The organism is Saccharopolyspora sp. NPDC000359, assembly GCF_040300525.1.
In the GTDB taxonomy this organism is placed as follows: domain Bacteria; phylum Actinomycetota; class Actinomycetes; order Mycobacteriales; family Pseudonocardiaceae; genus Saccharopolyspora.
This window is the reverse complement of the sequence record NZ_JBEPDU010000001.1, coordinates 103,627-126,910: the sequence shown is the minus strand read 5'-3', so window position 1 is coordinate 126,910 and position 23,284 is coordinate 103,627. Positions and strand designations below refer to the sequence as shown.

Below are 23,284 nucleotides of genomic sequence, written 5' to 3'. Positions count from 1 at the left end.
AACCCCTCATGGCTCATGAACTGGAAAAACTCGCCGATGGCAGTACCGCCTTCGCTGCTGCCCGGACCCCGGCATGGCACCGGTTGGGCACCGTGGTCGACAAGGATGGGATGACCGCCCAGGAAGTCTTGGATCTTGCCCACCTGTCCGGCTGGAATGTCCGCAAGTCGCTGGGGATCGCTGCCGTGGTCCCCGGTGGCCGCTGCCCGGAGTGCAAGAGGGCCATTGGTGCCAAGCACACCCGCAAGTGCTCAGTGCCGCAGGAGCCCGACCGACCGGAAGGGCAAGACCTGGAAGTGTCCGAAGAGGACACCGCCGAACCGCTGGAGATCCCTGGGTGGGTGGCCACCTACAGGACCGTCCCCGTGTCCGGTGAGCTGCAGGCCCTCGGCATCGTGTCCGGTGAGTACCCGGTGATCCAGCCGGAAGAGTTCGCCGAGTTCATGCAAGCCCTTGTGGACACCTCCGATGCCGTGTTCGACACCGGAGGATCGCTCCGGGATGGTCGGGACATCTTCCTGACCATGCAGCTGCCGCAGGCCGTGACCATCGGTGGTGTGGATGAGATCGGCATCTACATCGCCGGTTTCAACAACTACTCCGGGCAGGGTGCCGCCAAGGTGGTGACCACCCCGATCCGGGTGGTGTGTGGCAACACCGAAAGGGCTGCACTCCGCAACCACTACAGTGCTTACACCTTCCGGCACACTTCCGGACTGGCTGGAAGGCTGCAGCAGGCTCGGGAAGCACTGAGGATCAACTTCGAGTGGACCGAGGTCTTTAAGGCCGAGGCCGAAAGCATGATCAACACCAAGATGAGTGCCGATGAGTTCGGCCAGTTGATCAAGGCCGTGTGGCCGGAGAAGTTCGACAAGCCGCTCGATGACTGGAGGGGCCCCGAAGAGGCCCACTGGGAAGCCCTGCAAGGGCTGTTCAAGTCGGCCGACACCCAGGAGAACATCCGGGGCACCGCATGGGCCGGGTACAACACCGTCACCGAGTACCTGGACTGGTTCGTACCGGTGCCGGGCAAGGGTGGGGAGTCCGCCCAGGTCGCCCGTGCCAACAAGAGTTTTATCGGGGCAACCGACCAGCTGAAGCACCGGGCATTCAAGAAGGCCCTCGACTTTGTGGCTGCCGCATGACCCGCAACCACCAGTGCCCCTCTACCTTCCGGGTGGAGGGGCACTGCCCGTTGGTGGGTTCCGGTGCCCCTGGTGCATTTCCGGGGTCCGGGTGGCCCGTGCAGGGGTGTAATTCGGTCTCCGCTGCTTCGGTGGCAGGGGTGTATTTCCGGGGGTCTGCAAGGCAGTTAGGGGGTAGGGCATGCCGTACCGTGCCGCTGCCCCGTGCACTGTCCCGGGGTGTGGTGAGCCTGCCCCCGGTGGTGGCCGGTGCCCCCGGCATGCCGGGCAGGCTGCAGCCCGCCGCAGGGCCGATCCTGCCCAGCAGGGTTACCGGACTGCAGGACATCGCAGGTTCCGGGCCGCAGTGCTGGCCCGTGATCCCGTGTGCCGCTGCTCCGACCCGCAGTGCCTGCAGCATCCGGGCCGCTCATGTGGCCAGCCTTCGACCGTTGCTGATCACTGGCCGATCACTCGCCGGTCGCTGGTTCGGCAGGGACTCAACCCGGATGCACCCGAGCATGGCCGGGGACTGTGCCAGCACTGCCACAACCGCCACACCGCCCAGGACCCAGCCACCCGAGGAGGAGCCGCCCAGTGATCCCGGCCGCGCCGGACGAGGGCCGCACCGACCCCGCCGGGCATCGCGCCGCCGAGGCACCCAGGGGGATACCCCTCCCCCCGGTGGGGCAGCCGAATCGTCGGGCAGGCCCGAAGGTGTGCCGACAGGTTTCCGCCCGCCGGGTGGCACGGCCACCGGGAGGTCGCCGTGGACCTGGCAATGATCTGGCGGGTGCGGATGATGGCGCTGGCTTCGGAGATGTCGTCTCACCGCACCGGGGCGGTGCCGATGCCGGAGTACGCCGACCTGGTCGGCTCGATGTGCGACCTCCGGGCGGCGGTGAACATCGCCCAGGGTGTCCCGGTCGAGCACATCACCAGCCAGGGCTATCCGGACATGGCCTACCTCCGGCACCGGGCACGACGGAGGGAGGCTCAGCGTGGCGATCAACCCGTCTGCTGACCAGACCGCGCCGATCGTGATCGACGGCGTGCAGCCCTCGGCCGAGGTCCGAGCGGAGCTGGCTCGGGCCAGCCGACCAGTCCTGCTCGCGTTCAGTCGTGGGAAGGACAGCTTGGCCGCGTGGCTGGCGCTGCGGGACGCCGGGGTGGAGGTGCGCCCGTTCCACCTGTACCTGGTGCCGGGGCTGGAGTTCGTGGACAAGTCGCTGGCGGACTACGCGCTTCTTCGGCGTCCCGATCCCGCAGCTGCCGCACCCGTCGCTGTACCGGTGGCTGAACAACCTGACCTTCCAGGCCCCGGAGAACATCCGGGTGATCGAGGCGGCGGCGCTGCCGGAGCCGGACTACACCGACATCTCGCGACTGCTGTGCGAGGACGTCTACGGGCTCGACCCGGCGGCGACCTTCACCGCGGACGGGGTGCGGGCGGCGGACTCGCCGAACCGGCGCACCGCGATGAAGGGCCACGGGCCGATCCGGGAGCACGTGATGAAGGTGTCCCCGGTGTGGGACTGGCGCATCCGGCACGTCCGGGAGGCGCTGGCCCAGCACCGGTGCCCGTTGCCGGTGGACTACGAGCTGTTCAACCGAACCTTCGACGGGCTGGACCTCCGGTTCCTCGCCCCGATCAAGGAGCGCTTCCCTCGGGACTACGAGCGCATCTTGGAGTGGTTCCCGCTGGCGGATTTGGAGTTGTTCCGTGCCGGACTCGAATGACGACCTGCTCTCGCAGCTCTCGGCCCAGGCCGCACCGTCCGATCAGCAGTCCAACGACGACCTGCTGGCGATGCTCAACGCCGAGCCGGACCCCGACCCGCTGGCCGACGTGGAGTACACGGGCGACCTCGCCGAGGACTCGCGCCGGGAGCTGAACGCGGTGCAGCAGGGATTCCGGGACCGGGCCAAGCGGGAGGCCGAGCGGTTCCGGCTGGCCACCGACTCGGAGTACTGGGTCGCGGTGTGCTTCAAGTCCCGAGAGGACAAGGAGAAGTTCCTCCGCAACGCCGGGCTGCTGGCCATCGGTGACAAGTACATGGACGGCTACGCCGTAGCCCGCGTGCTCGGCGTGGAGATGGACGACGAGTAAGGGAAGGAGGAGGCCATGCGGTTCCGACTTGGAGGTGGAGCGGTCCGCCGGGTTGCGGGCAGCATGTTCCGCAGCCGTCGGGCGGCGGGCGCTGCTGGCGGACGCAGCTCCGGCACCTGATTGCCCCTGACCCGCGACTGCCCCTGACCCGCGACGAAGCCCCCGTTACCCCTACCCCCGGCCGACGGGGCTTCGTCGCGCCCACCAAGACCATCACCAAATTCGTGTCTGACGGGCTGGCGGCCAGTCCTTCTGACCCACCCAGCTGAGGAGTAGTGGGCGCTGGCGGCGGTCGCAGCTCCGGCGCCTGATCATTTCCATGGACGAGGCCAGCCCTTAGATGGTCTCGCCAACTAAATTAGGATCTCGTCGGAATCAGGACCCATTTCGTCGCGGATCGCTTGGAGGAGGAAGTTCGCCCGTTCACGCCGCTCTTCTCGCAATCGGTTTTCGACTTTCATGTACTCGTCGTAGCCGAGGCCCAATGCCTTGATCAACGATTCGCAGCTCTCGCCAAATCTCTGAACGCCATCAATGACGTCTTCACCACTTAGCACGAAAAGTCTGGTCCCTGCCTGGCGGATCCTCTTTGTGACATCCCGCAGCTCATCGCATTTTATCGGCTCGCGATGCTCTCGACCATCGGCGTAGACCTCTGGTCGCATCGGCGGAATGGACCGATCTGCCTCGAAAATCAAGCCTACCATTTCAACATACAGCGGCAGTCGATGTTCGTAATGCAGCTTTTCGCGCTCCAGTCGAATTTGATGTGCAATTTCCGCACCTTGTCGACGCTTTGCGTGAAAATTCGTAAAGACCGTCGTGAGCACAGCGGCGAGGATGGCGAGCAGGCCACCGATCGAGGTTGCAGCAATTTGGCTCCACCAGGGAGAACTTGACATGTAGGGATCCTACAAACGAGGAGTAATCGTGGGAGCACGTGGCACCAAGCCGAAGCCGACAGCGCTGAAGGTGCTGCACGGTGATCGTTCCGACCGGATCAACGACGCCGAGCCGGTCCCGCCCGAAGGCGAGGTCGTGCCGCCGGAGGATCTGTCCGACGATGCCCGCGCCGCGTGGGATCGTCTGGCGCCCAGCTTGATCGCGGTCGGCGTGCTCACCCCGTGGGACGTGGATGCGTTCGTGGTGGTGTGCGAGGCGCTGGCCCGGTACAAGCAGGCGACCAAGTTGGTCAACGGCTCCGCGCTGCTGGTGCAGGGGCCGAACGGGTTCGTGAAGAACCCCGCGCTGACGGTCCAGCGCGAGGCCGAGGCCACCTTTGCGCAGTACGGCGCGAGGTTCGGGCTCACCCCGTCGGACCGCACGCAGCTGAAGGTGGACGTCGGCGGTTCCGTCAAGGGGCCTGGTGCCGAGCGCCTGCTCTCCTGAGCTGCCCGAGTGCGGGTTCACCTTCGACGGCGAGACCTGCCGCGAGCGCGGCGATCACTTCTGCCGACCGCGGTCTGCGCACGCGGTGGCGTTCTGCGCCGAGCTGTGCGTGCACACCAAGGACAAGTGGGCGCGGCGGCCGTTCATCCTGGCCGACTGGCAACGCGAGGACATCATCGAGCCGCTGTTCGGCGAGGTCGTGTGGGATCCGGAGTGGGAGTCCTACGTCCGCCGGTACCAGATCGGCTGGATCGAGCTGGCGCGCAAGAACGGCAAGTCCGAGCTGCTGGCGTTCATCGCGCTCTACCTGCTGGTCGGCGACGGCGTGGAAGGCGCGGAGATCTACGGCTGCGCGATGGACCGGGGCCAGGCCGCCAAGGTCTTCGATGTCGCCGCTCGGATGGTCAAGCTCTCCCCGGTGCTGTCGTCGCGCCTGGTGGTGAAGGACCACATCAAGCGGATCATCGATGAGCGCACCGGCTCCTACTACGAAGTCGTCGCCGCCGACGCGGCCGGGAACCTCGGGCACAACCCGCACGGCGTGGTCTTCGATGAGGTGCTGACCCAGCGCGACGCCCGGCTGTGGGATGCGATGCGCACCGGCATGGGCACGCGCATGCAGCCGATGATGATCGCCGCCACGACTGCCGGGGACGACCCGGCCAGCTTCGCTCGCAGCGAGCACGACGAGTGCGTGCGCATCCAGGACGACCCGGACCGGGCGCGGCACCGCTTCGCCTACGTCCGCAACGTCCCCGAAGACGCCGACCCATGGGACGAGAAGAACTGGCCGCTGGCCAACCCCGCGCTCGGCGACTTCCTGTCGATCCGGTCCTTGCGCCAGGAGGCCGAGGAGGCCAAGAACGACCCGAGCAAGGAGAACGCGTTCCGGCAGTACCGGCTCAACCAGTGGGTGCAGCAGTCCCACCGGTGGATGCCGATGCACCTCTACCGCCAGTGTGCGGGCACCGTCGCCCCGGCTCCGGATTGGCTGCGCGCTGAGCTGGCCGGGCGTCGGGCCTACGGAGGGCTCGACCTCGCCGCCAAGCTGGACATGACCGCGTGGGCGCTGCTGATCCCTAACGGCCTGGACGGGATGCCGTCGATGCTGTGGCGGTTCTGGCTGCCGGAGTCCGCGGTGCAGTTCCTCGACGGCCGGACCAACGGGCGGGTCTCGCAGTGGGCCGACGGCGGCTGGATCACCGTCACGCCGGGCGATGTCATCGACTACGACGTCGTCTACGCCGACATCGCCGCCGACTGCCGCGACTTCAGGGTGATGGCCGCCGGATACGACGAATGGTCCGGGGAACCGGTTCGGCAGGAGATCCAGAAGAAGACCCGGCTCGACCTCGCGCCGATCCCGCAGACCTACCGCGGCCTCACCTACGGCATGACCGAGCTGATGGCGCTGACCAAGTCGCGCGGCTGGACCCACCACGCCAACCCCGTCGCCGAATGGTGCTTCGACGCCGTCGAAGTCCGCCACCCGCCTGGCGACGCCGACCAGCTCCGCCCCGACAAACCCGACCGCGCCGCCGTAGGCAAACGGATCGACGCCGTGCCGACGGCCGCGATGGCGGTCACGCGCTGGCGCGAGCTGGCGAGCAAACACGCCCGACCAGGCCGTCTGATTGTGCGGTAATTCGGTTGTTGCAAGAGCTCTCGATCAAGGTCATCTGAGCAGAATCCCTCAGCGACGCTGAGTGAACCACCGGTTATACCGGCCTCCATGGAGGCACAAAGATCCTTAACGTCCAGCGGAAGACACCGCCGGAGTCGCAAACTCACGTTGGAGGATGAGGCGATGGTGCCCGTCAAGCTACATCGAGGTTTGGCTCTCGTGACTGTTACGGGAGGGCTAGTTGCCGCTCTGGCTGGCAACGCAGGAGCTGCACCCCGGGGCTACGTCGACTCTGCCGAAATTTTCCCGAAAGACCCAGCAGTCCGGGAGCAGCTGATTGACGACTGCTTGCGGAATCCGGGTGTCCCCGCGGAAAACGAGGTGCTCGCGCTCAACAACGCCCCGGGCGGTCGAGTGAATTTGCTCTGCGGAAACGAAGCGTTCGGCGCTCGTCACATTCACGCAGGTCACCCCATCAACAATTCTGATGCCTTCACTGATTGCTGGCTGACTACCATTGCCACCAACAATACTCGGCCGGGAAATGATCCCAATGGTAGCACTGAGTGGCATTTGGCTTACGCTCCCGGCAAGGAAGCAGTAGTCGTCACCGCCGATGCAGACCGCGACACCATTACTGCATACACAACGGGGCCGAACAGCGCAGACTGGGAAGGATGCGCCGCCCTGTAAACAGGGCGTGTATGGCACACCCAGCGACCACTGGGTGTGCCATACTCGCAGGATGATGGATCACGGTAGCCAGGCTGGTCAGCCGTCTGAGGCCCAGGTAGAAAGACTAGCGGACGAGCTTGTAGTCCGCCCGCACGCCATACCGGAGGACGGCTCGGTGGCCAGGATGGTCGAGTGGTTCCGGTCTGAACGACACAAAGGCGGAGCCGAGCTTGCTGGCTTTCATGTTGCGGAGCACCCAGTATTCGATTCGCTTGCTAGTCGAAATGCCTTGAATAGTCCTAATGTGATCGAGTCTGTGCTTGCCCATGAATCCGTGCGTGATTCGTTGCCGCACTTTCAAATTTCTAGCCCCATTGAGTACAGGGATTTTGGGCGCCGTCTGCGCGGGTGGGATGTGGTCTGGCCCTACCAAGTCGCAGGCGATTGGGCGACATACCTGGATTCAGGTGGCTTCTACGCGCATCCCGATCATGCCAGCAAGGAGGACCGGGAGAAGCGTGGCACTGCCGCTATGAACACGGCGATGTCTGCATACAAGGCACTCACCGGTGATCGCTACCTTCCCGACGTTTGCGCCTATCGCACCTCGGATGCTTGGTGTGGATGGTTCCCCGGTGTTTCTAACGGCACATGGGTCGTGTACGACTCCGGGCTCCGTCTGTTGTGGATTCTGGCGATCACTGACATGGATTGACGTAGGTCTCGTCAGCAAGGGATAGCTCTGGCCGAGGCAGTCACGGTCGAAGACGAGGGGCACGGCTAAGCAGTCAGCCACTCGTACGACTGAGACTCAACTGCATTACGGGACGTACGGCCTGGATTTGGCGGGTTAGGTCCGTACGCAGTCGCCTTGGCGGGTAGTGGCGACACACACGGCAGATCGCCGCGACCGTTGCGCCCACCCCTTCGTACCGAACGGACTGAGGGGGTGAGTTGGTGGCGATCGGTGACGCCCCGACGCAGTTCGAGCAGCAGTGGCTGACTCGGTTGGTCCTGCAGCACAACGCCGAGCTGCCGGAGCTGCACGAGCTGTTGGCCTACTACGAGGGCCGCCAGCGGCTGTCCTACATGCACCCGGAGCTGATGGAGACGCTGGACGAGCGGGTCCGCCAGGTGGTGATCAACTGGCCGCGTCTGGTGGTCGACGCGCTGGAGGAGCGGATCGACCTGCAGGCTTCCCGAGAGCCTGGAAGATCGCGTGCTGGAAGCGTTCCAGAACGGCGATGGCGGGCCGCTGTTCCGCAAGACCTCGTGCGGCGTCTCCTACAGCCACGAAGTCCCGGACTGGAACGGGCACTACGGCATCCGCGAGCTGTGCGACATCTGCCCGGCCAAGCAGCTCGCGCTCTGCGCCGGAGCGCACAAGATTCCCACGGAAGAGGTCATCCGATCGACGGTCGCGCACCTGCCGAACACGAGAGACTTCGACGTCGTGGAGATCACCGAGCGCGCCGCCATCCTGGCCGGGCTGGAAGAGCCTGCGCGGCTCTTCGCCCAGAACACGCTCGGCTTCCAGATGCACGACGAAAAGCGCCCGCACAAGTACCGCAGGCACGGACGGGCGGATATCGGATGGGACGAGAACGATGACTGAGATCGACCTGTGGGACGGACGCCCCTTCGCCGTGATCGACGTGGAGGGCAACGGACAGCGCCCGCCGGACCTCGTGGAACTGGGCGTCGTCCCGGTCGAGGCAGGAACCGTTGGCGAGACAGTGTCCTGGCTCGTTCGGCCCATCGAGCCGATCACGGGCTTCGCTCGCCGAATCCACGGCATCTCGAACGACGACGTCGCAGACAAGCCAGCATTTGACGAGATCGGCGACGTGGTCGGCAAAGCCCTGGGCGACGCGGTGCCGGTCGGGCACAACGTCCGGATCGACCTCGACGTGATGGGGCGGAAGATGCCGCAGTGGTCGCCTGCGGTTGCCATCGACACGCTGCGGATGGCCCGGAAGGCGTGGCCCGACCAGAAGACTCACAAGCTCACCGCGCTGGTGGAGCACTTCGGGCTCGACAAGGAGATGCCCTCCGGGCTACGGCCACACCGAGTCGACTTCGACGTGCTGGTGACCGCGAAGCTCTTCCTGAAGCTCATCGAAGACCTCCGCATCACCACCTGGGATCAACTCCTCGACGCCGGAGGCATCCACCTCGCCCCGGCCTCCATTCCAGAACCCGACGCCGAACCCAGGCTCTTCTAGAGGAGGGGCGATGAAACGCGGGCTTCACATCTCGGTCGACGGCCCGTCCGGCGTGGGCAAGTCCACGCTCTTACGCGGGCTCGACGCAGCCCTTCGGACGGCGGGCCACACGATCCACACGACCTGTTCCCCCAGCATGAGCGACATCGGCGCATTCGCCAGGAAGCAGGTCGACACCGCACGAGGCGTCGTGCTGGCGTGCCTGATGGCCGCCGACCTCTACCGCAACCAAGCCGACGTGATCCAACCGCAGCTCGCCCAGGGCACGACCGTCCTCGCGGACCGGGGCCTGGCATCGAGCTTGGTCATGCAGCGTCTGGATGGCGTTGACGTGGAATTTCTCCAGGCCCTCTCCATCTACGCCGTGCCAGCCGACCTGACGGTCATCCTCACCGCGGACGTTCCTGTCGTGCGCGACCGCTTGCTCTCCAGGGGCACGCACAACCGGTACCAGGACCAAGACGACTCCAGCCTCCGCGAGTGCCGCTACTTCAACGACGCGGCCACGTACCTGGCCGACGTCCGCGGACTCAACGTCCTACGGCTCGACACGACCTGCCTCAAACCGGACGACGTGCTCAACGCCGTCCTGGACGAGCTGCAGGACCTCTCGAACGCCAAACCGCTGATCACCACCGCTGGGGAGAGCCGATGACAGCCACCCACACCGACGTCTTCCGCGTCGGCGGTGAACTGCCCGTCCGCCGAATCGGGCTCGGCACGATGCAGCTCACCGGTCCAGGACATTGGTCCCGTCCGGCAGACCCGGAAGAAGCCAAGGCCCTGCTCCGACGGGCAGTCGAACTCGGTGTCAACCACATCGACACGGCCGACGCCTATGGTCCCCACACCGCCGAGAACCTGATCCGCAAGGCACTGCACCCATATGCCGACGACCTGGTGATCGCCACGAAAGGCGGGATGACCCGCCACGGCCCCAACCAGTGGGCACCGCTGGGACGCCCGGAGTACCTCCGCCAATGCGTCGGAATGAGCCTGCGGCGTCTGCAGCTGGAGCAGATCCCGCTGTACTACCTGCACCGCGTCGACCCGCAGGTGCCGCTCGCTGATCAGCTCGGGGTGCTCGCTGACATGCGTGACGAAGGCAAGATCCGCTTCATCGGCGTCTCCAAGGTCACGCTGACGCAGTTCAAGCAAGCCCGCGAGATCACTCCGATCGCGGCCGTGCAGAACCGCTTCAATCCTTACGAGGGTGAGATCTCGGTACTGAACGAGTGCACGACCAGCGGGACAGCGTTCGTTCCCTACTCGCCCCTGCGGCAAGGGCGAGTCCTGAAGTCGGGTTGGCCAGCACCGCAAGCACTGGCCTACCTGCTGGACCTCTCGCCCGTGACGCTGCCGATCCCAGGCACCGCATCAATCGCGCACCTGGAGGAAAACCTCAGCACCTCCAGCTCACTGGGGACTGGATCTTGCACGTAGCACTCCTGTAGCAGAACAGCACTTGCAGGGCCTTGACCAGGCAATACCTAGAGCACCACAAGACCCTGCAAGTGATATCCTGGAACAGGCCTAACAGCCGCATTGACCAGGGAAAACAGCAACAGCACAGCTCATCAGGTTGTAGTTCTGCGAAAAGGGAACCTTCCTGTCACCCACGCCCCCGCTGAGGTGAACATGGGAACCTTCCTGTCACCTGACGCGAGCACGCAGCGATGGCGGCTCCGCTGCGCGGGTGGGCGCCGGGGTCGGCGCCCACCCGGCACGGGTCACGCCGCCGTGGCGGAGACGATCCCCTCGTCGGGTTCGCCGATGTCGAACGGTTCGCCCGCTTCCGCGCGCTTCACCAGGGAAGCGGGCGGGTCGAAGCGGTCGCCGTAGCGGTCGGCCAGTTCTCGGGCGCGGGCCACGAACCCGGCCAAACCTCCTGGGTATCCGTTCATGTACTGCACGACTCCGCCGGTCCAGGCGGGGAAGCCGATGCCGAAGATCGAGCCGATGTTGGCGTCCGGGACCGATCGCAGCACTCCCTCGTCGAAGCACTTGACGGTTTCCAGCGCCTCCACGAACAGCATCCGCTCCCGCAGGTCGGCCAGGTCCACTTGGGACTGGTCGCGGTCGGCGCTGCCGAAGTGCTCGACCAGCCCCGGCCAGAGGCCGGTGCGCTTGCCGTCGACGTAGTCGTAGAAGCCGGCGCCGCTGGAGCGGCCCTTGCGGTCGAACTCGTCGATCATCCGGTCCAGCACCTGCTCGGCCGGGTGCGGCGTCCAGGTGCCACCCGCTTCCTCCACCGCGCGCCGCGTCTCGTCGCGGATCTTGCGCGGCAGGGTGAAGGTGAGCTCGTCGAACAGCTGCAGCACCGGTGCCGGGAACCCGGCCTGGGCCGAGGCCTGCTCGATCGAGGCCGGGTGGATGCCCTCGGCGAGCATCGACACCCCCTCGTTGAGGAAGGTGCCGATGACCCGGCTGGTGAAGAAGCCGCGGCTGTCGTTGACCACGATCGGCGTCTTCTTGATCTGCTGCACCACGTCGAAGGCGCGGGCCAGCGCCTTGTCGCTGGTGTGCTCGCCGCAGATGATCTCCACCAGCGGCATCTTGTCCACCGGCGAGAAGAAGTGCAGGCCGATGAAGTCCTCGCGGCGGCGCACGCCCTCGGCCAGCCCGGTGATGGGCAGCGTGGAGGTGTTGGAGGCGATCAGCGCGTCGTCGGTGACCACCTCCTCGACCTCGCCGTAGACCTGGTGCTTGAGCTCGGTGTCCTCGAAGACCGCCTCGATCACCAGGTCGCAGCCGGACAGCGGTTCCAGCTGGTCGGTGGGGGTGATGCGGGCCAGCAGCTCGTCGGACGCCTCCTGGGTGGTGCGGCCCTTGGCGACGGCCTTCTCCTCCAGCTTCACCGAGTAGGCCTTGCCCTTCTCGGCTGCTTCAGGGGAGATGTCCTTGAGCACCACCTGCATCCCGGCCTTGGCGCAGACGTAGGCGATGCCGGCGCCCATCATGCCGCCGCCGAGCACCGCGACCTTCTCCGCCTGCCAGGTCGGCTCACCGGCTGGGCGGCTGCCGCCGGAGTTGATGTGCTGCAGGTCGAAGAAGAACGCCTTGCTCATGTTCTTCGCGGTCTGCCCGCACACGAGCTCCACGAAGTAGCGGCCTTCGATGGTCAGCGCGGTGTCGAAGTCGACCTGGGCGCCTTCCACCGCGGCGGCCATGATGTTCTTCGGCGCGGGCAGCGGGGCGCCCTTGAGCTGCTTGCGCAGGTTCGCCGGGAACGCGGGCAGGTTGGCGGCGAACTTCGGGTTCGACGGGGTGCCGCCGGGGATCTTGTGGCCGGGCTTGTCCCACGGCTGGGCCGCCTCGGGGTTGACCTTGATCCACTCCTTGGCGCGGGTCAGCAGCTCCTCGGGCGCATCGACCAGCTCGTCGACGATGCCGATCTTGGCGGCCTTCTCCGGGCGCAGCCGCTGCCCCTGCAGCAGCACGTTGAGCAGCGCGTCGGCGATCCCCAGCATCCGCACCGTGCGGACCACGCCGCCCGCGCCGGGCAGCAGGCCGAGCGTGACCTCGGGGAATCCGAAGCGGGCCTTGGGGTCGTTGAGCGCGATGCGGTGGTGGCAGGCCAGCGCGATCTCCAGGCCGCCGCCGAGGGCGGTGCCGTTGAGCGCGGCCACGACCGGCACGCCGAGGGTTTCCAGGCGGCGCAGCTGCTTCTTGACGGCGGTGGTGGTCTCGGTGACGCGCGCGGCGTCCTCCGGGCGTGCCTGGACGAGTTCGCGCAGGTCACCACCGGCGAAGAAGGTGCTCTTCGCGGAGGTGATGACCACACCGGTGATGTTCTCGCGCTCGTCCTCCAGGCGCTGCACGGCCTCGGCCATGCTGCGCTGGTAGCGCTCGTTCATGGTGTTGGCCTGCTGCTGCGGGTCGTCCAGGGTCAGCACGACGATGCCGTCGGCGTCGGACTCCCAGCGGATGGTGTTCTGCTCGCTCATGTGCAATGTCGTCCTTCAGCCGATGCGTTCCACGATCGTCGCGATCCCCATGCCGCCGCCGATGCACAGCGTGGCCAGGCCGTAGCGCAGGTTGCGGCGCTCCAACTCGTCGATCAGGGTGCCCAGGATCATCGCCCCGGTGGCGCCCAACGGGTGCCCCATCGCGATGGCGCCGCCGTTGACGTTGACCTTGTCGTGGCTGACGCCGAACTCCTTCATGAACTTCAGCGGGACGGCGGCGAACGCCTCGTTGATCTCCACCAGGTCGATCTGGTCGATGCTCAGCTCTGCCTTGGCCAGGGCCTTGCGCACGGCGGGGCCGGGGCCGGTCAGCATGATCGTCGGGTCCGCGCCGGAGAGCGCGGCGGAGACGATGCGGGCGCGCGGGCGCAGGCCGGTCCGCTCGCCGAGCGACTCACCGCCGATCAGGGCCAGGGCCGCGCCGTCCACGATGCCGGAGGAGTTGCCCGCGGTGTGCACGTGGTCGATGCGCTCGACCCAGTGGTACTTCTGCAACGCCACGGCGTCGAACCCGCCGAGCTCGCCGATGTCGGCGAAGGACGACTTCAAGCCGCCGAGGCTGTCGGCCGTGGTGTTCGCGCGGATGTGCTCGTCGCGGTCCAGGACGACCTGCCCGTTGCGGTCGACCACCGGCACCACGGAGCGGGCGAAGCGGCCGTCGGCCCAGGCCTTGGCGGCGCGGGTCTGCGACTCGGCCGCGTAGGAGTCCACAGTGGTCCGGTCGAAGCCCTCGAGGGTGGCGATCAGGTCGGCGCCGATGCCCTGCGGCACGAACGAGGTGTCGAAGTTCGTCTCCGGGTCCAGCGCCCAGGCACCGCCGTCGGAGCCCATCGGCACCCGCGACATGGACTCGACGCCACCGGCCAGCACGGCGTCCTCCCAGCCGGAGCGCACCTTCTGCGCGGCGATGTTGACGGCCTCCAGCCCCGAGGCGCAGAAGCGGTTGAGCTGCACACCGCTGACCGTCTCCGGCAGCCCGGCGGCCAGCGCGGCGGTCTTGGCGATGTCGCCGCCCTGGTCGGACACCGGCGAGACCACGCCGAGCACGACGTCGTCGATCAGCGCGGGATCCAACTGGGGGTGGCGGCGCTGCAGCTCCTGGATGAGGCCCACGACCAGGCTGATCGGTTTGACCCCGTGCAGCGACCCGGTTTTCTTGCCGCGACCGCGCGGTGTGCGGATCGCGTCGTAGACGAACGCCTCGGACATGTGCGGCGTGCCTCCTCGTTGCGGCAGGTACTCCACCCAGAGTGTGACACCAGCGCTGTCACAGTCAAGGTGCTCTTGACCTGACCGCAGGTCCCGCGCATGGGCGAACGTGCGCGTGGTCGGCCCCACCGCTCCGCGTCGCGGTGGGGGCTGGGGGCCCTCGGGGTTGGTGGCCCACAGCTCGGCAGCGGCCACAGGCTTCGGAAGGACTGAACATCAACGTGCGGCCAGCTCTGTTGGTTGCAAGGCTGGGGATTCCGGTTACGAGAGGGGCTGAACATGTTGACGAAGCTTCGCGACGCGGGTCTGACCTCCGATCACCTTTTCACCGCGGGATTCGTGTCCATCGGGCTCAGCCTGGTGAGCTGGGTCATCTCCACCAAGGCCGAGCACGTGGAGCGCGCCGACCGCTGGGGGATCTTCGTCGGCGAGTGGGCTCCGACGTTCTTCGCGCTCGGCGTGGCGCTGCGACTGGAGGAGAAATCCCGCCGGTAGTGCCGCGCGCGGCGGCGCAGGTCGAACCCGCGCCGCCGATCCGCGCCTCGGGACCGAGGCCAGCGGTGCGAGCACGGGAACCTTCCTGTCATCCAGGGCTCGTCGACGCCTACCCGGCCGCGACCGGCCGCACCGCGGCAGAAGCCCTGCTGGCGGACAGCCGGGAGGTCATCGACACCGCGCTCGTGCAGCTCCGGTAGCGGCGGCTGGGCGAGGCTGCGCTGACAGGAAGGTTCCCATGCTCACACCAGTAGATCGGGGCCGAGGCTGGCGGCGGGCACCGCGATCCGGACCCACCGGGCGGTCGGCGCGCGCTCCGAGGGCATGGGAACCTTTCTGACATATCAGCAGGCGCCCAAGACCGCTCGGTACGGGTCGCAGGTCGCCGCCACTGCTGCTTCGCCCGGCAGCTCGCCTTCGGCGAACATCGCCACCTGCAGCGCCGGGCCGTAGGTACTGAAGTGGTCCATCAGCTCACGGGTGGCGGGCTGCACGACGAAGTGGATGTGCCCCGGCACACCGCCCGAGTGCGACCACAGGCACGCGTAGACCTGCTCGGGGCGCATGACCTCGTCAACCGCCGCGGTCACCCGCTGCAGGAGCGGCCCTAGTTCGGCGCTCTCCCCCGCGGACAGGTCCGCGATGTGCAGGACGTGGCGGAACGGCTTGACCACCAGCGTTCCGATCCCGAGCGGGCCGATGCAGTGCTCCACCACCCAGGACCGGGTCTCGTGCACTCGCCCACCCGGGAGGTGCGCCGCGCCGGAGGTGAGGTCGCAGGCCAGGCAGCCGGACTGCCCCTCCGGGTCGGTCAAGGGTCGCTCCTCGTCGTCCGAACCAGCTCTCGGTTGCGCTGACAGGAAGGTTCCCATGCTCGCACCCGGATGACAGGAAGGTTCCCATGCTCACGTCGGCGCGCATGCCGGAGGCGAGGCCGGCGGACCGGCCCCGCCCCTGGTGGTGGGTCAGTCGCGTAGCAGGGCCTCCACGCCGAGGCCGCGGATCGAGGCATCCAGGACCTGGACCGTGTGCGCCATCGCCATGTGCTCGCCGCGGCGTTCCAGCGCGGTGCGGATCTGCATCGAGCAGCCGGGGTTGGCCGTGACCAGCAGGCGCGCTCCGGTGGCCAGGACGTTGTCCGCCTTGCGGTCGCCGAGTTCTCGCGCCGGTTCCGGTTGGAGCAGGTTGTAGACGCCTGCTGAGCCGCAGCACAGTTCACCGCGGCTGATCTCGCGGACCTCCAGGCCCGGGATCGCGCGCAGCAGTTCTCGCGGTTGCGAGCGGATGCCCTGGCCGTGCGCGAGGTGGCAGGCGTCGTGGTAGGCGACCTCCACGGGGAGCGGGTGGCGTTCGGCGACCGGGCCGAGTTCGACCAGCAGTTCGGCGATGTCGCGGACCCGCGATGAGAACTCCTCGGCCTTCGCCGCGTACTCGGGGTCGTCCTGCAGCAGCCGCGGGTACTCCTTCAGCGTCGAGCCGCAGCCCGCCGAGTTGATGACCACGTAGTCCACACTGGACTGCTCGAACACGTCCAGGAGGTTGCGTGCGAACTCCACGGCTTCGGCTTCCCGGCCGGAGTGCTCGCTGAGCGCGCCGCAGCAGCCCTGCGACGGGGGGATCACGACGTCGCAGCCCTCGGCGGAGAGGATGCGGGCGGTCGCGGCGTTGACGTCGGGGAAGAACGCGCTCTGCACGCAGCCGGTGATCATGCCGATGGTGGCGCGCCGCCTGCCCCGCGCCGGGACGCGCTGGCCGAGCTTGGGTGCCCGCTTGATCGGCGGCGCCAGGGACTCCATCGTCTGCAGGCCTTCGGGCAGCTTCGCCAGCAGCCCGGTCTTCTTGACCAGTTTGCCGAGCCCGAGCCGCTGGTAGAGCGCCAGCGGCCCGCGCAGCGCGGTGAGCCGCCGCGGGTACGGGAAGAGGGTGAAGATCGCGGTGCGCATGAAGCGTTCCCAGCGGCTGCGCTGGTGGTTCCGCTCCACCTGGGCACGTGTCTCGGTGATCAGCGTCCCGTACTGCACGCCGGACGGGCAGGCGGTCACGCAGGCCATGCAGCCCAGGCAGGCGTCAAAGTGCCCGACCATGGTGTCGGTCATGGGCTCGCCTTCCAGGCCTTCCTTCATCAGGTAGATGCGCCCGCGTGGCGAGTCCATCTCCTCGCCCCACAGGTCGTAGGTGGGGCAGGTCGGCAGGCAGAACCCGCAGTGCACGCAGTCGTCGACGAGTTCGCGCTGCGGCGGGTGGTGGGCGTCGAAGGCCCCCGGGCGGGACGGGGTCTCGGTCATCAGATTCCTCCCACGAACCGGCCCGGGGCGAGCCGGTGGTCCGGGTCGAACTGGTCCTTGGTGCGGCGCATCAGGGTGAGCAGTCCCGGCGCGACCGGCCCCCACGGGTCGATCTCGGCGAGGACGGCGCGCGGCGCACGTTCCACCACCGCGTACTCGCAGCGGGCACGCAGCGCGGTGACGAACTCGGCGACTGCGCCAGGGGCGCTGTCGCCGGGCAGGCCCGCGTGCAGCACGCCGAGTCCGGCTGCGCCGCGGATGGACACCGCAAGCCCGTCAGCCGCTTCGCGAACTGCGGTCAGCAGGTACGGCAGCTTCGCGGGTTCGGCGGCCACGCGCAGGCCGGTCCCGGCTGGTTCGAACGGGTACCGCCCCCACCACGCCGGTGCCTGTTCCAGGACTTCCGCCTCGCGCCCGAGCGTGGCGGCCAGCTCCGAGGCGCGGTCGTGGGTCGCTGCCGGGCGGCCCTCCAGCTGCGCGCAGACCGTGATCGGCCCGCCGGGTTCGGCGCGGTCCAGCTCGATCGCGGTGGGCACTGCCTGCGAGTGCCGGATCGCGTCGGCCAGGTCACCGGCGGTCGACGGGTCGGTGGTGGTGACCGCGATCCAGCGGTGCTCGGCGGCGACCGGGTGGAGGCGGAACACCGCTTCGGTGATCACGCCTAGGGTGCCGAAGGATCCGGTGTAGAGCTTGCCGAGGTCGTATCCGGCGACGTTCTTGACGACCTTGCCGCCCGCGGTGGTCACGGTGCCGTCAGCGCGCACCACCGTGATGCCGATGAGCAGGTCGCGCACCCCGCCGAAGAGGTGGCGGCACGGACCGGATGTGCCGGTGGCGACCACGCCGCCCACGGTCGCGGTCGGCGGCGGCTGGTCGATCGCGAGCTGTTGACCGGCCGCGCGCACGGTGTCGTTGACCTCGGTGATCGGGGTGCCCGCCAGGGCGTGCACGACGAGGTCACCGGCCGCGTGCTCGACGATCCCGGTGGCTGCGGAGACGTCGAGCAGCAGGTCGACCGCGGTCGGCGCGGCACCCCAGTCGAGCTTGCTGCCGGACCCCTTGGGCACCACCCGCAGCCCGTGCTCGGCGGCGACCTTCATCGCCGTCGCGGCGCTCTCGGTGCCGTCCACCCTGGCCACCCACTGTGGACGGACGCCGCCCACCGCGTCGGACTCGTCGGCTTCCCGCACGTTCTCCGCGCCCAGCGCGGCGGCCAGTGCTTCCTCGGTCGTCGTGGGCATCAGAACTGCTCCGCCAATCCCGCTTCGGTCAGTGGGTGCACGCCGCGCCGCGGCCCGGGGACCTCGCCGCACAGCCTCGGCGTGGGGAAGACCTTGCCCGGGTTGCAGATCCCGGCCGGGTCGAAGGCGCAGCGCACGCGCTGCATGGTGTCCAGGTCGTCGGCGGTGAACATCCGGCCCATGTACTTGACCTTGTCCGCGCCGACACCGTGCTCCCCGGTGATCGACCCGCCGTGCTCGATGCACAGGTCGAGGATCGCGCCGGAGACCTGCTCAGCCCGCTCGTTGGCGCCGGGCTCGGAGTCGTCGAAGAGCACCAGCGGGTGCAGGTTGCCGTCACCGGCATGGAAGACGTTGGCGACCCGCACCCCGGATTCGGCCGACAATCGGGAGATGCGTCCGAGGACCTCTGGCAGCGCGGTCCGGGGGATAACGCCGTCCTGCACGATGTAGTCGGGGCTGATGCGGCCGACGGCGGCGAAGGCGGACTTGCGGCCCTTCCAGATCATCGCCCGCTCGTGGTCGTCGGCGGCGACCCGGATCTCGAACGCGCCGTGCGCGCCGCAGTGCCGCTCCACCTCGGCGAAGGTGTGCTCGACCTCGGCCGCCGGGCCGTCCAGTTCGACGACCAGCACCGCGCCCGCGCCTTCCGGGTAGCCGCACTGGACGGCCTGCTCGGCGGCTTCGATGGCCAGCGCGTCCATCATTTCGATCGCGGCCGGGGTGACGCCGTCGGCGATGATCGCTGAAACCGCCGCGCCCGCCTCGTCGGTCGACGGGAACCCGGCGAGCAGCGTCTGCACCGACTCGGGCCTGCGCAGCAGCCGCACGGTGATCTTGGTGACGACGCCGAGGGTGCCCTCGCTGCCGATGAACGCGCCGAGCAGGTCGTAACCGGGCGCTTCGCGCGCCGGGCCGCCGAGCTCGACCACGTCACCGTCGGGCGTGACCACCTCGAGCCCGAGGATGTGGTTGGTGGTGAACCCGTACTTCAGGCAGTGCGCGCCGCCGGAGTTCTCCGCGACGTTGCCGCCGACCGAGCAGACCTGCTGGCTGGAGGGGTCCGGCGCGAAGTAGTAGCCCTGGTCGGCGACGGCCCTGGTGACGTCGAGGTTGATCACGCCGGGCTCCACCACGGCGCGCTCGTTGGCCAGGTCGACCTCCAGGATCCGCCGCATCTTCGAGGTCACCACCAGCACGCCGGAGGAGTGCGGCAGCGCCCCGCCGGACAGGCCGGTGCCGGACCCGCGCGCCACGAACGGAACGCCGTGCTCGGCGCAGGCCCGGACGATCACGCGGACCTGCTCGGCGGTCTCGGGCAGCACCACGACGGCCGGGACTACCCGGTAGCTGGCCAGCCCGTCGCACTCGTAGGTGCGCAGCCGCTGCGGATCGGTGATCACCGAGTTCGGCGGCAGCGCGGCGCGGAACTCCCGCACCACCTGGTCGAGCGCGCGCTGCTCGGGCTCGATGCTGGTCGACTGCATTGCTCAGCCTCCCGGAGGCATTCCGCTTGGCGGAAAACTCGTTCCGTTCAAGGCGAAACCTTATGTTGTTCACAACATAGATACAAGAGGTGGACAAGATTGCCCGCTCGTTTTGATTGTGCCCCGGACGGACGCGCGGAACCCGCCCAGCGGGCGCCTCGATGACAGGAAGGTTCCCATGCTCGCACCCGGTTGAGCGGAAATGCCAGGAAAGTCCCCTTTGCCCGCCAGGTTCGGGGAGTGCGGATGACAGGAAGGTTCCCATGCTCGCGCTCCCCGACTGCCGAGCACAGCCGGAAGGCCATCCTGCGCACCACCGCGGTGCCGATGACGGAAAAGTCCCTTGATGTCGCCGAATCCGCAGGTAGGCTGTTTCGGACATCATTTCGCGGCGACCTGTCCCGGGACGGCAGGACTCCGCGGGATTGACCGGAACCGGCACCGCCCGAACAACGTCGAAGCCGACAGGACTCGGCGATCAGACGTTCTCACTGAGGGGGCACCGTGGGTGGCGAGCTGAAGATGACGCCCGGCACGTTGTCGGGGCACGGCAGCGGCTCGGAGAGCTTGGCCGACAAATTCGGGCAACTGGCCCAGCTGCTGGAGCAGGCTCGAACCGACGACCAGTGCTTCGGCCCGATCGGCAACGCCGTGGGCATCAGCGACAAGTACTTCGAGACGCTGCAGGGCTGCCAGGAGATGGCGCAGAAGGCCCAGCAGTTCCTCACCGACACCAAGCAGGCGCTCGACGACACCGTCAAGGACTACGACGAGACCGAGCAGCAGATCATCGAATTGCTGAACAAGGCCGGGGAAGGACTTGCGGGATGAGCGGGCCGGGAACCTTCGAGGAACTGAACCAGGGCGACGCCACCCGCAAGAACTGGGCTGAGCAGACCCTGACGCGCGGCTCGTCGGCGGCCAACGCCGCCTACGGCCTGCGGGACGCGGCGGTGAACACCAACGGCGGCAACCTCGCGGACGGTTCCGCCGCCCCCGAGTGGACCTCCGCGGTCATCTCGGCGCGCCAGGAGCAGATGGAGCTGCTGCAGAACCCCGGCCAGGCGCTGCTGGACAACGGCCTCGGCTTCCTGGTGTCGATCGTGATGACGCCGCTGATCGAGATCGCCGAGCAGGCCATCGGCGACCCGGAGCAGATGCGCGCCACCGGCAAGGGCTGGGAGCAGGTCGCGCAGTGGCTCGACCAGGTCGCCGAGCAGGAGCCCAAGCGGGCCGAAGCCACCGCCGAGACCTGGGTCGGCCAGGACGGCGACGCCTTCCGCAAGCAGATGACCGAGTTCGGCGAGGGCACCAAGGCGCTGGCCGAGGACGTTCGCGGGCTCAAGGAGACCCTCGACGGCATCGCGGACATGTTCGACATGTTCGTCCAGTTCGTCATCGACCTGCTCACCGAGCTGATCCTCAGCCTGATCATCCAGTGGCTGGCCGCGCTCGCCGCGTCGTGGATCACCGCGGGGGCCTCGGTCGGGGCCGCCGGGGCCACGACCACCGCCTCGGTCGGCATCACCGGTGGCCGGATCGCCGCGCAGGTCGCGAAGATCCAGGCCCAGCTCTACAAGTGGTTGAAGAAGCTCGAAGAGCTGCTCAACCGGATCCGCGAGACCGGCAAGCTCGGCCGCCTGCTCGCCAAGCAGGTCTCCAAGGGCAAGATCGAGAAGGTGAAGGACCCCGAGACGGGTGAGGTGCTGCGCGAGTTCGCCACCTCCAAGACCAGCAACGTCTTCATGAAGGGCCGGGGGCTGCACAAGACCGGCGAGGAGGCGCTGGCCGCCAACCTCGCGGGCAAGGCGATCGGTGGCGTCCTCGGCGGCTCCTCCAGCCTCGTCGGTGCCGGGGTCAACGCCGTGGGCGATACAGTCACGGGTCAGGCCATCAAGGAGATCCCCAAGGCGATGTACGACGAGGCGGACCAGCGGATCAGCGGCGAGCTCACTCCCGAGGAGAGCAAGGCCGCGCAGGAGAAGGGCTTCTCATAACCGCGACGCGGACGGGGTAGCGGATGACCTACGACTTGGAGCACCTGGTCCTGAGCGCCAGGTCCTGGTGGTGCGAGCCGGGAGAACCCATCACCTGGGCCTTCCCGGATCCGTTCCACATCCCGCTGTTCGAGGTGGCCGGTCTGGACGAGCACGGCAAGCGCAAGCGCGGCTTGGCGGCCCGGGCGCTGTTCCAGGCCGGTGCGCTGTCGATGCGGGTCTCCGCCGTCTTCAACTCGGTCGACGAGCAGGCCGATGACCGGAACGCCCCGTCGGCCATCGTCTCAGCGCGCGACGCCGACTCCCTGGCCGTGCGGATGAGCGGCACCTCCGGCGACAAGGCACCCGGTGAGAAGCCGGGCATCCTGGTGGCGACCCCAACCCGGCTGGCGTTGCTGGAGATCGCCGAGTTCCCGGACGGCGCCCTCGACTGGCTCGACAAGGGCATGGGCAAGGTCATGCAGGTGACCGGCCCGGTCGGCAGGTTCGCCGACGACTTCGCGGGGGCCATGCACAGCACGATCAACAGCAAGGGGCGGTTCTTCGAGCACGGGGAGAGGATCCAGACCCCCGAGGTCGTGGAGAAGGCCTGCATCGACGTGGACCAGGTCGTCGACTACGCCGTCGGTGAGCGCAAGTTCCGGCGGCCGGGCTACGACAAGGACGACCGCAGCGGGAACTACCTGCAGATCACCTTCGCGGACCAGTCCCGGCTCGATCTCCAGCTCCCGGCGAAGGCCGACCCGAACCGCGCTCTCCAACTCGCCCGCGACGCACTCGGAGGATCGACTTGGTAGCCCGCCCGGCTGACGTGGTGAAGGTGGCCGAGCACGGCTGGCTGCAGCGCGGCGAGTCGTTCCACCGGATCTTCGAGCGCCGACCGGGGTACCTGGCATCCACCGTGGCAGGTCGGACCAGCGTTCCGCACACGCCGGTCAACCCGGTGCCGAAGTGCACCCAGGAAGTACCGGAGACGTACGCGAAGCCGTCCGAGCTCACCACGCGTGGTGGCCACGTGGGCGACGAGTGGGTGCACGACTGGGGAATCCGCGGCTGGGCAACCGCGGCCGACGGCGGTCGCCTCGCCGTCCAGGTCGCCGACGTGCTGGCCGCGGGCAACGGTTACGCCTGGCTGGTCGCCACCGACCAGCGCTTCGCGGTGGTCATCCCGGCCCGCTTCGTCGACCTGCCGCCGCACCAGGTCCCACCGCCGGCACCGCTGCCCGGGCTGAACACGTCGCTGATCACGTGGTGGCAGCAGCCGCCGAACGCGGTGGCCGGGATCCGCGACGTGCTGCTGGGCCGGACGATCGCCGGTTGCCCGTTCGTCTCGATCGACTTCGCCGACGGCTCCAACCTGCTGCTCCGCCAGTGACCGCCCGCCGGGCGGGAACGGGGCGCGGGTGACAGGAAGGTTCCCATGCTCCACCTCGCCCGCCGGTGGATGACAGGAAG

Annotated in this window: 25 protein-coding genes; 18 read left to right on the top strand and 7 right to left on the bottom strand. The window is 68.0% G+C overall.

The features are described 5' to 3' along the window. The first annotated feature begins 8 nt into the window (after positions 1–8). From ABT324_RS00660 to ABT324_RS00645, 4 genes are all read left to right on the top strand, one after another. Positions 9–1,145, top strand: a complete 1,137-nt coding sequence (locus ABT324_RS00660) for a DUF932 domain-containing protein (protein WP_351169308.1) — start codon at positions 9–11, stop codon at positions 1,143–1,145. Positions 1,146–1,893: 748 nt separating this feature from the next. Then, the gene (locus tag ABT324_RS00655; RefSeq protein ID WP_351169305.1) at positions 1,894–2,148 is read left to right on the top strand and encodes a hypothetical protein; all 255 of its coding nucleotides are present in this window, start codon (positions 1,894–1,896) and stop codon (positions 2,146–2,148) included. Positions 2,149–2,246: 98 nt separating this feature from the next. After that, positions 2,247–2,864, top strand: coding sequence for a hypothetical protein (locus ABT324_RS00650; protein ID WP_351169302.1), 618 nt, complete (start codon positions 2,247–2,249; stop codon positions 2,862–2,864). After that, positions 2,848–3,234 (top strand): hypothetical protein, encoded by a 387-nt coding sequence (locus ABT324_RS00645; protein WP_351169299.1) that lies wholly within the window; start codon positions 2,848–2,850, stop codon positions 3,232–3,234. Before ABT324_RS00650 ends, ABT324_RS00645 begins: the two co-directional genes overlap by 17 nt. A 353-nt stretch (positions 3,235–3,587) precedes the next feature. On the opposite strand, the gene ABT324_RS00640 is transcribed toward ABT324_RS00645, so the two are convergent. Next, on the bottom strand, positions 3,588–4,136 hold the full coding sequence (locus tag ABT324_RS00640) for a hypothetical protein (RefSeq protein WP_351169296.1): 549 nt from the start codon (positions 4,134–4,136) through the stop codon (positions 3,588–3,590). Positions 4,137–4,164: 28 nt separating this feature from the next. Between ABT324_RS00640 and ABT324_RS00635 the strand changes: the two genes are divergently transcribed. The 8 genes from ABT324_RS00635 (at position 4,165) to ABT324_RS00600 (ending at position 10,590) form a co-directional block, all read left to right on the top strand. After that, positions 4,165–4,623 (top strand): phage terminase small subunit P27 family, encoded by a 459-nt coding sequence (locus tag ABT324_RS00635; RefSeq protein WP_351169293.1) that lies wholly within the window; start codon positions 4,165–4,167, stop codon positions 4,621–4,623. Then, positions 4,601–6,268, top strand: coding sequence for a terminase large subunit (locus tag ABT324_RS00630; protein WP_351169290.1), 1,668 nt, complete (start codon positions 4,601–4,603; stop codon positions 6,266–6,268). Before ABT324_RS00635 ends, ABT324_RS00630 begins: the two co-directional genes overlap by 23 nt. Positions 6,269–6,430: 162 nt before the next feature. After that, a complete protein-coding gene (locus ABT324_RS00625) occupies positions 6,431–6,940 on the top strand; it encodes a hypothetical protein (protein WP_351169287.1) in 510 nt (169 codons plus the stop codon). Positions 6,941–7,106: 166 nt separating this feature from the next. Beyond that, positions 7,107–7,637: a hypothetical protein gene (locus tag ABT324_RS00620; protein ID WP_351169284.1), complete on the top strand. Its 531-nt coding sequence runs from the start codon at positions 7,107–7,109 to the stop codon at positions 7,635–7,637. Between the two features lie 504 nt (positions 7,638–8,141). Then, the gene (locus ABT324_RS00615) at positions 8,142–8,537 is read left to right on the top strand and encodes a hypothetical protein (protein WP_351169281.1); all 396 of its coding nucleotides are present in this window, start codon (positions 8,142–8,144) and stop codon (positions 8,535–8,537) included. Then, positions 8,530–9,147 (top strand): 3'-5' exonuclease, encoded by a 618-nt coding sequence (locus ABT324_RS00610; protein ID WP_351169278.1) that lies wholly within the window; start codon positions 8,530–8,532, stop codon positions 9,145–9,147. The genes ABT324_RS00615 and ABT324_RS00610 overlap by 8 nt, the downstream gene beginning before the upstream one ends. 10 nt (positions 9,148–9,157) lie before the next feature. Further along, positions 9,158–9,802: a dTMP kinase gene (locus ABT324_RS00605; protein WP_351169275.1), complete on the top strand. Its 645-nt coding sequence runs from the start codon at positions 9,158–9,160 to the stop codon at positions 9,800–9,802. Continuing rightward, complete coding sequence (locus ABT324_RS00600) at positions 9,799–10,590, top strand: aldo/keto reductase (protein WP_351169272.1); 792 nt, start codon at positions 9,799–9,801, stop codon at positions 10,588–10,590. The genes ABT324_RS00605 and ABT324_RS00600 overlap by 4 nt, the downstream gene beginning before the upstream one ends. A gap of 287 nt (positions 10,591–10,877) precedes the next feature. Here ABT324_RS00600 and ABT324_RS00595 read toward each other — a convergent pair whose 3' ends face one another. After that, positions 10,878–13,094: a 3-hydroxyacyl-CoA dehydrogenase NAD-binding domain-containing protein gene (locus tag ABT324_RS00595; RefSeq protein ID WP_351169269.1), complete on the bottom strand. Its 2,217-nt coding sequence runs from the start codon at positions 13,092–13,094 to the stop codon at positions 10,878–10,880. A gap of 15 nt (positions 13,095–13,109) precedes the next feature. Further along, positions 13,110–14,324 carry an acetyl-CoA C-acetyltransferase gene (locus tag ABT324_RS00590; protein ID WP_351169266.1) on the bottom strand — a complete coding sequence of 405 codons (1,215 nt, stop codon included), beginning with the start codon at positions 14,322–14,324 and terminating at the stop codon, positions 13,110–13,112. A gap of 279 nt (positions 14,325–14,603) precedes the next feature. Between ABT324_RS00590 and ABT324_RS00585 the strand changes: the two genes are divergently transcribed. Both ABT324_RS00585 and ABT324_RS00580 read left to right on the top strand, forming a co-directional pair. Beyond that, the gene (locus ABT324_RS00585) at positions 14,604–14,819 is read left to right on the top strand and encodes a hypothetical protein (RefSeq protein WP_351169263.1); all 216 of its coding nucleotides are present in this window, start codon (positions 14,604–14,606) and stop codon (positions 14,817–14,819) included. A 65-nt stretch (positions 14,820–14,884) separates the two neighbouring features. Beyond that, positions 14,885–15,019 (top strand): hypothetical protein, encoded by a 135-nt coding sequence (locus ABT324_RS00580; protein ID WP_351169262.1) that lies wholly within the window; start codon positions 14,885–14,887, stop codon positions 15,017–15,019. A 144-nt stretch (positions 15,020–15,163) separates the two neighbouring features. Here the strand turns inward: ABT324_RS00580 and ABT324_RS00575 are convergent, their stop codons facing one another. From ABT324_RS00575 to ABT324_RS00560, 4 genes are all read right to left on the bottom strand, one after another. Further along, positions 15,164–15,634 (bottom strand): HIT family protein, encoded by a 471-nt coding sequence (locus ABT324_RS00575; protein ID WP_351169260.1) that lies wholly within the window; start codon positions 15,632–15,634, stop codon positions 15,164–15,166. Positions 15,635–15,784: 150 nt separating this feature from the next. After that, entirely contained in the window at positions 15,785–17,104 is a 1,320-nt protein-coding gene (locus ABT324_RS00570; protein ID WP_351169257.1) for a (Fe-S)-binding protein, read from the bottom strand. Next, positions 17,104–18,345, bottom strand: coding sequence for an FAD-binding oxidoreductase (locus ABT324_RS00565; protein ID WP_351169254.1), 1,242 nt, complete (start codon positions 18,343–18,345; stop codon positions 17,104–17,106). Before ABT324_RS00565 ends, ABT324_RS00570 begins: the two co-directional genes overlap by 1 nt. After that, complete coding sequence (locus tag ABT324_RS00560) at positions 18,345–19,832, bottom strand: FAD-linked oxidase C-terminal domain-containing protein (protein WP_351169251.1); 1,488 nt, start codon at positions 19,830–19,832, stop codon at positions 18,345–18,347. The genes ABT324_RS00565 and ABT324_RS00560 overlap by 1 nt, the downstream gene beginning before the upstream one ends. Positions 19,833–20,336: 504 nt before the next feature. Between ABT324_RS00560 and ABT324_RS00555 the strand changes: the two genes are divergently transcribed. Genes ABT324_RS00555 through ABT324_RS00540 form a run of 4 tightly spaced genes read left to right on the top strand, consistent with a single transcriptional unit; the run spans position 20,337 to position 23,204 of the window. Continuing rightward, positions 20,337–20,663: a hypothetical protein gene (locus ABT324_RS00555; RefSeq protein ID WP_351169248.1), complete on the top strand. Its 327-nt coding sequence runs from the start codon at positions 20,337–20,339 to the stop codon at positions 20,661–20,663. Further along, positions 20,660–21,829, top strand: coding sequence for a WXG100 family type VII secretion target (locus ABT324_RS00550; protein ID WP_351169245.1), 1,170 nt, complete (start codon positions 20,660–20,662; stop codon positions 21,827–21,829). The genes ABT324_RS00555 and ABT324_RS00550 overlap by 4 nt, the downstream gene beginning before the upstream one ends. Positions 21,830–21,852: 23 nt before the next feature. Beyond that, positions 21,853–22,626 (top strand): hypothetical protein, encoded by a 774-nt coding sequence (locus ABT324_RS00545; RefSeq protein ID WP_351169242.1) that lies wholly within the window; start codon positions 21,853–21,855, stop codon positions 22,624–22,626. Next, positions 22,620–23,204, top strand: a complete 585-nt coding sequence (locus tag ABT324_RS00540; protein WP_351169239.1) for a hypothetical protein — start codon at positions 22,620–22,622, stop codon at positions 23,202–23,204. The genes ABT324_RS00545 and ABT324_RS00540 overlap by 7 nt, the downstream gene beginning before the upstream one ends. Positions 23,205–23,284: the final 80 nt, after the last annotated feature.

Excerpts from the sequence above, each read along its gene's own strand:
- ABT324_RS00660 (WP_351169308.1), top strand. The coding sequence starts at position 9 with ATGGCTCATGAACTGGAAAAACTCGCCGATGGCAGTACCGCCTTCGCT.
- ABT324_RS00640 (WP_351169296.1), bottom strand. The coding sequence starts at position 4,136 with ATGTCAAGTTCTCCCTGGTGGAGCCAAATTGCTGCAACCTCGATCGGT.
- ABT324_RS00625 (WP_351169287.1), top strand. The coding sequence starts at position 6,431 with ATGGTGCCCGTCAAGCTACATCGAGGTTTGGCTCTCGTGACTGTTACG.
- ABT324_RS00620 (WP_351169284.1), top strand. The coding sequence starts at position 7,107 with ATGGTCGAGTGGTTCCGGTCTGAACGACACAAAGGCGGAGCCGAGCTT.
- ABT324_RS00610 (WP_351169278.1), top strand. The coding sequence starts at position 8,530 with ATGACTGAGATCGACCTGTGGGACGGACGCCCCTTCGCCGTGATCGAC.
- ABT324_RS00605 (WP_351169275.1), top strand. The coding sequence starts at position 9,158 with ATGAAACGCGGGCTTCACATCTCGGTCGACGGCCCGTCCGGCGTGGGC.
- ABT324_RS00600 (WP_351169272.1), top strand. The coding sequence starts at position 9,799 with ATGACAGCCACCCACACCGACGTCTTCCGCGTCGGCGGTGAACTGCCC.
- ABT324_RS00595 (WP_351169269.1), bottom strand. The coding sequence starts at position 13,094 with ATGAGCGAGCAGAACACCATCCGCTGGGAGTCCGACGCCGACGGCATC.
- ABT324_RS00590 (WP_351169266.1), bottom strand. The coding sequence starts at position 14,324 with ATGTCCGAGGCGTTCGTCTACGACGCGATCCGCACACCGCGCGGTCGC.
- ABT324_RS00585 (WP_351169263.1), top strand. The coding sequence starts at position 14,604 with ATGTTGACGAAGCTTCGCGACGCGGGTCTGACCTCCGATCACCTTTTC.
- ABT324_RS00570 (WP_351169257.1), bottom strand. The coding sequence starts at position 17,104 with ATGACCGAGACCCCGTCCCGCCCGGGGGCCTTCGACGCCCACCACCCG.
- ABT324_RS00565 (WP_351169254.1), bottom strand. The coding sequence starts at position 18,345 with ATGCCCACGACGACCGAGGAAGCACTGGCCGCCGCGCTGGGCGCGGAG.
- ABT324_RS00560 (WP_351169251.1), bottom strand. The coding sequence starts at position 19,832 with ATGCAGTCGACCAGCATCGAGCCCGAGCAGCGCGCGCTCGACCAGGTG.
- ABT324_RS00550 (WP_351169245.1), top strand. The coding sequence starts at position 20,660 with ATGAGCGGGCCGGGAACCTTCGAGGAACTGAACCAGGGCGACGCCACC.
- ABT324_RS00545 (WP_351169242.1), top strand. The coding sequence starts at position 21,853 with ATGACCTACGACTTGGAGCACCTGGTCCTGAGCGCCAGGTCCTGGTGG.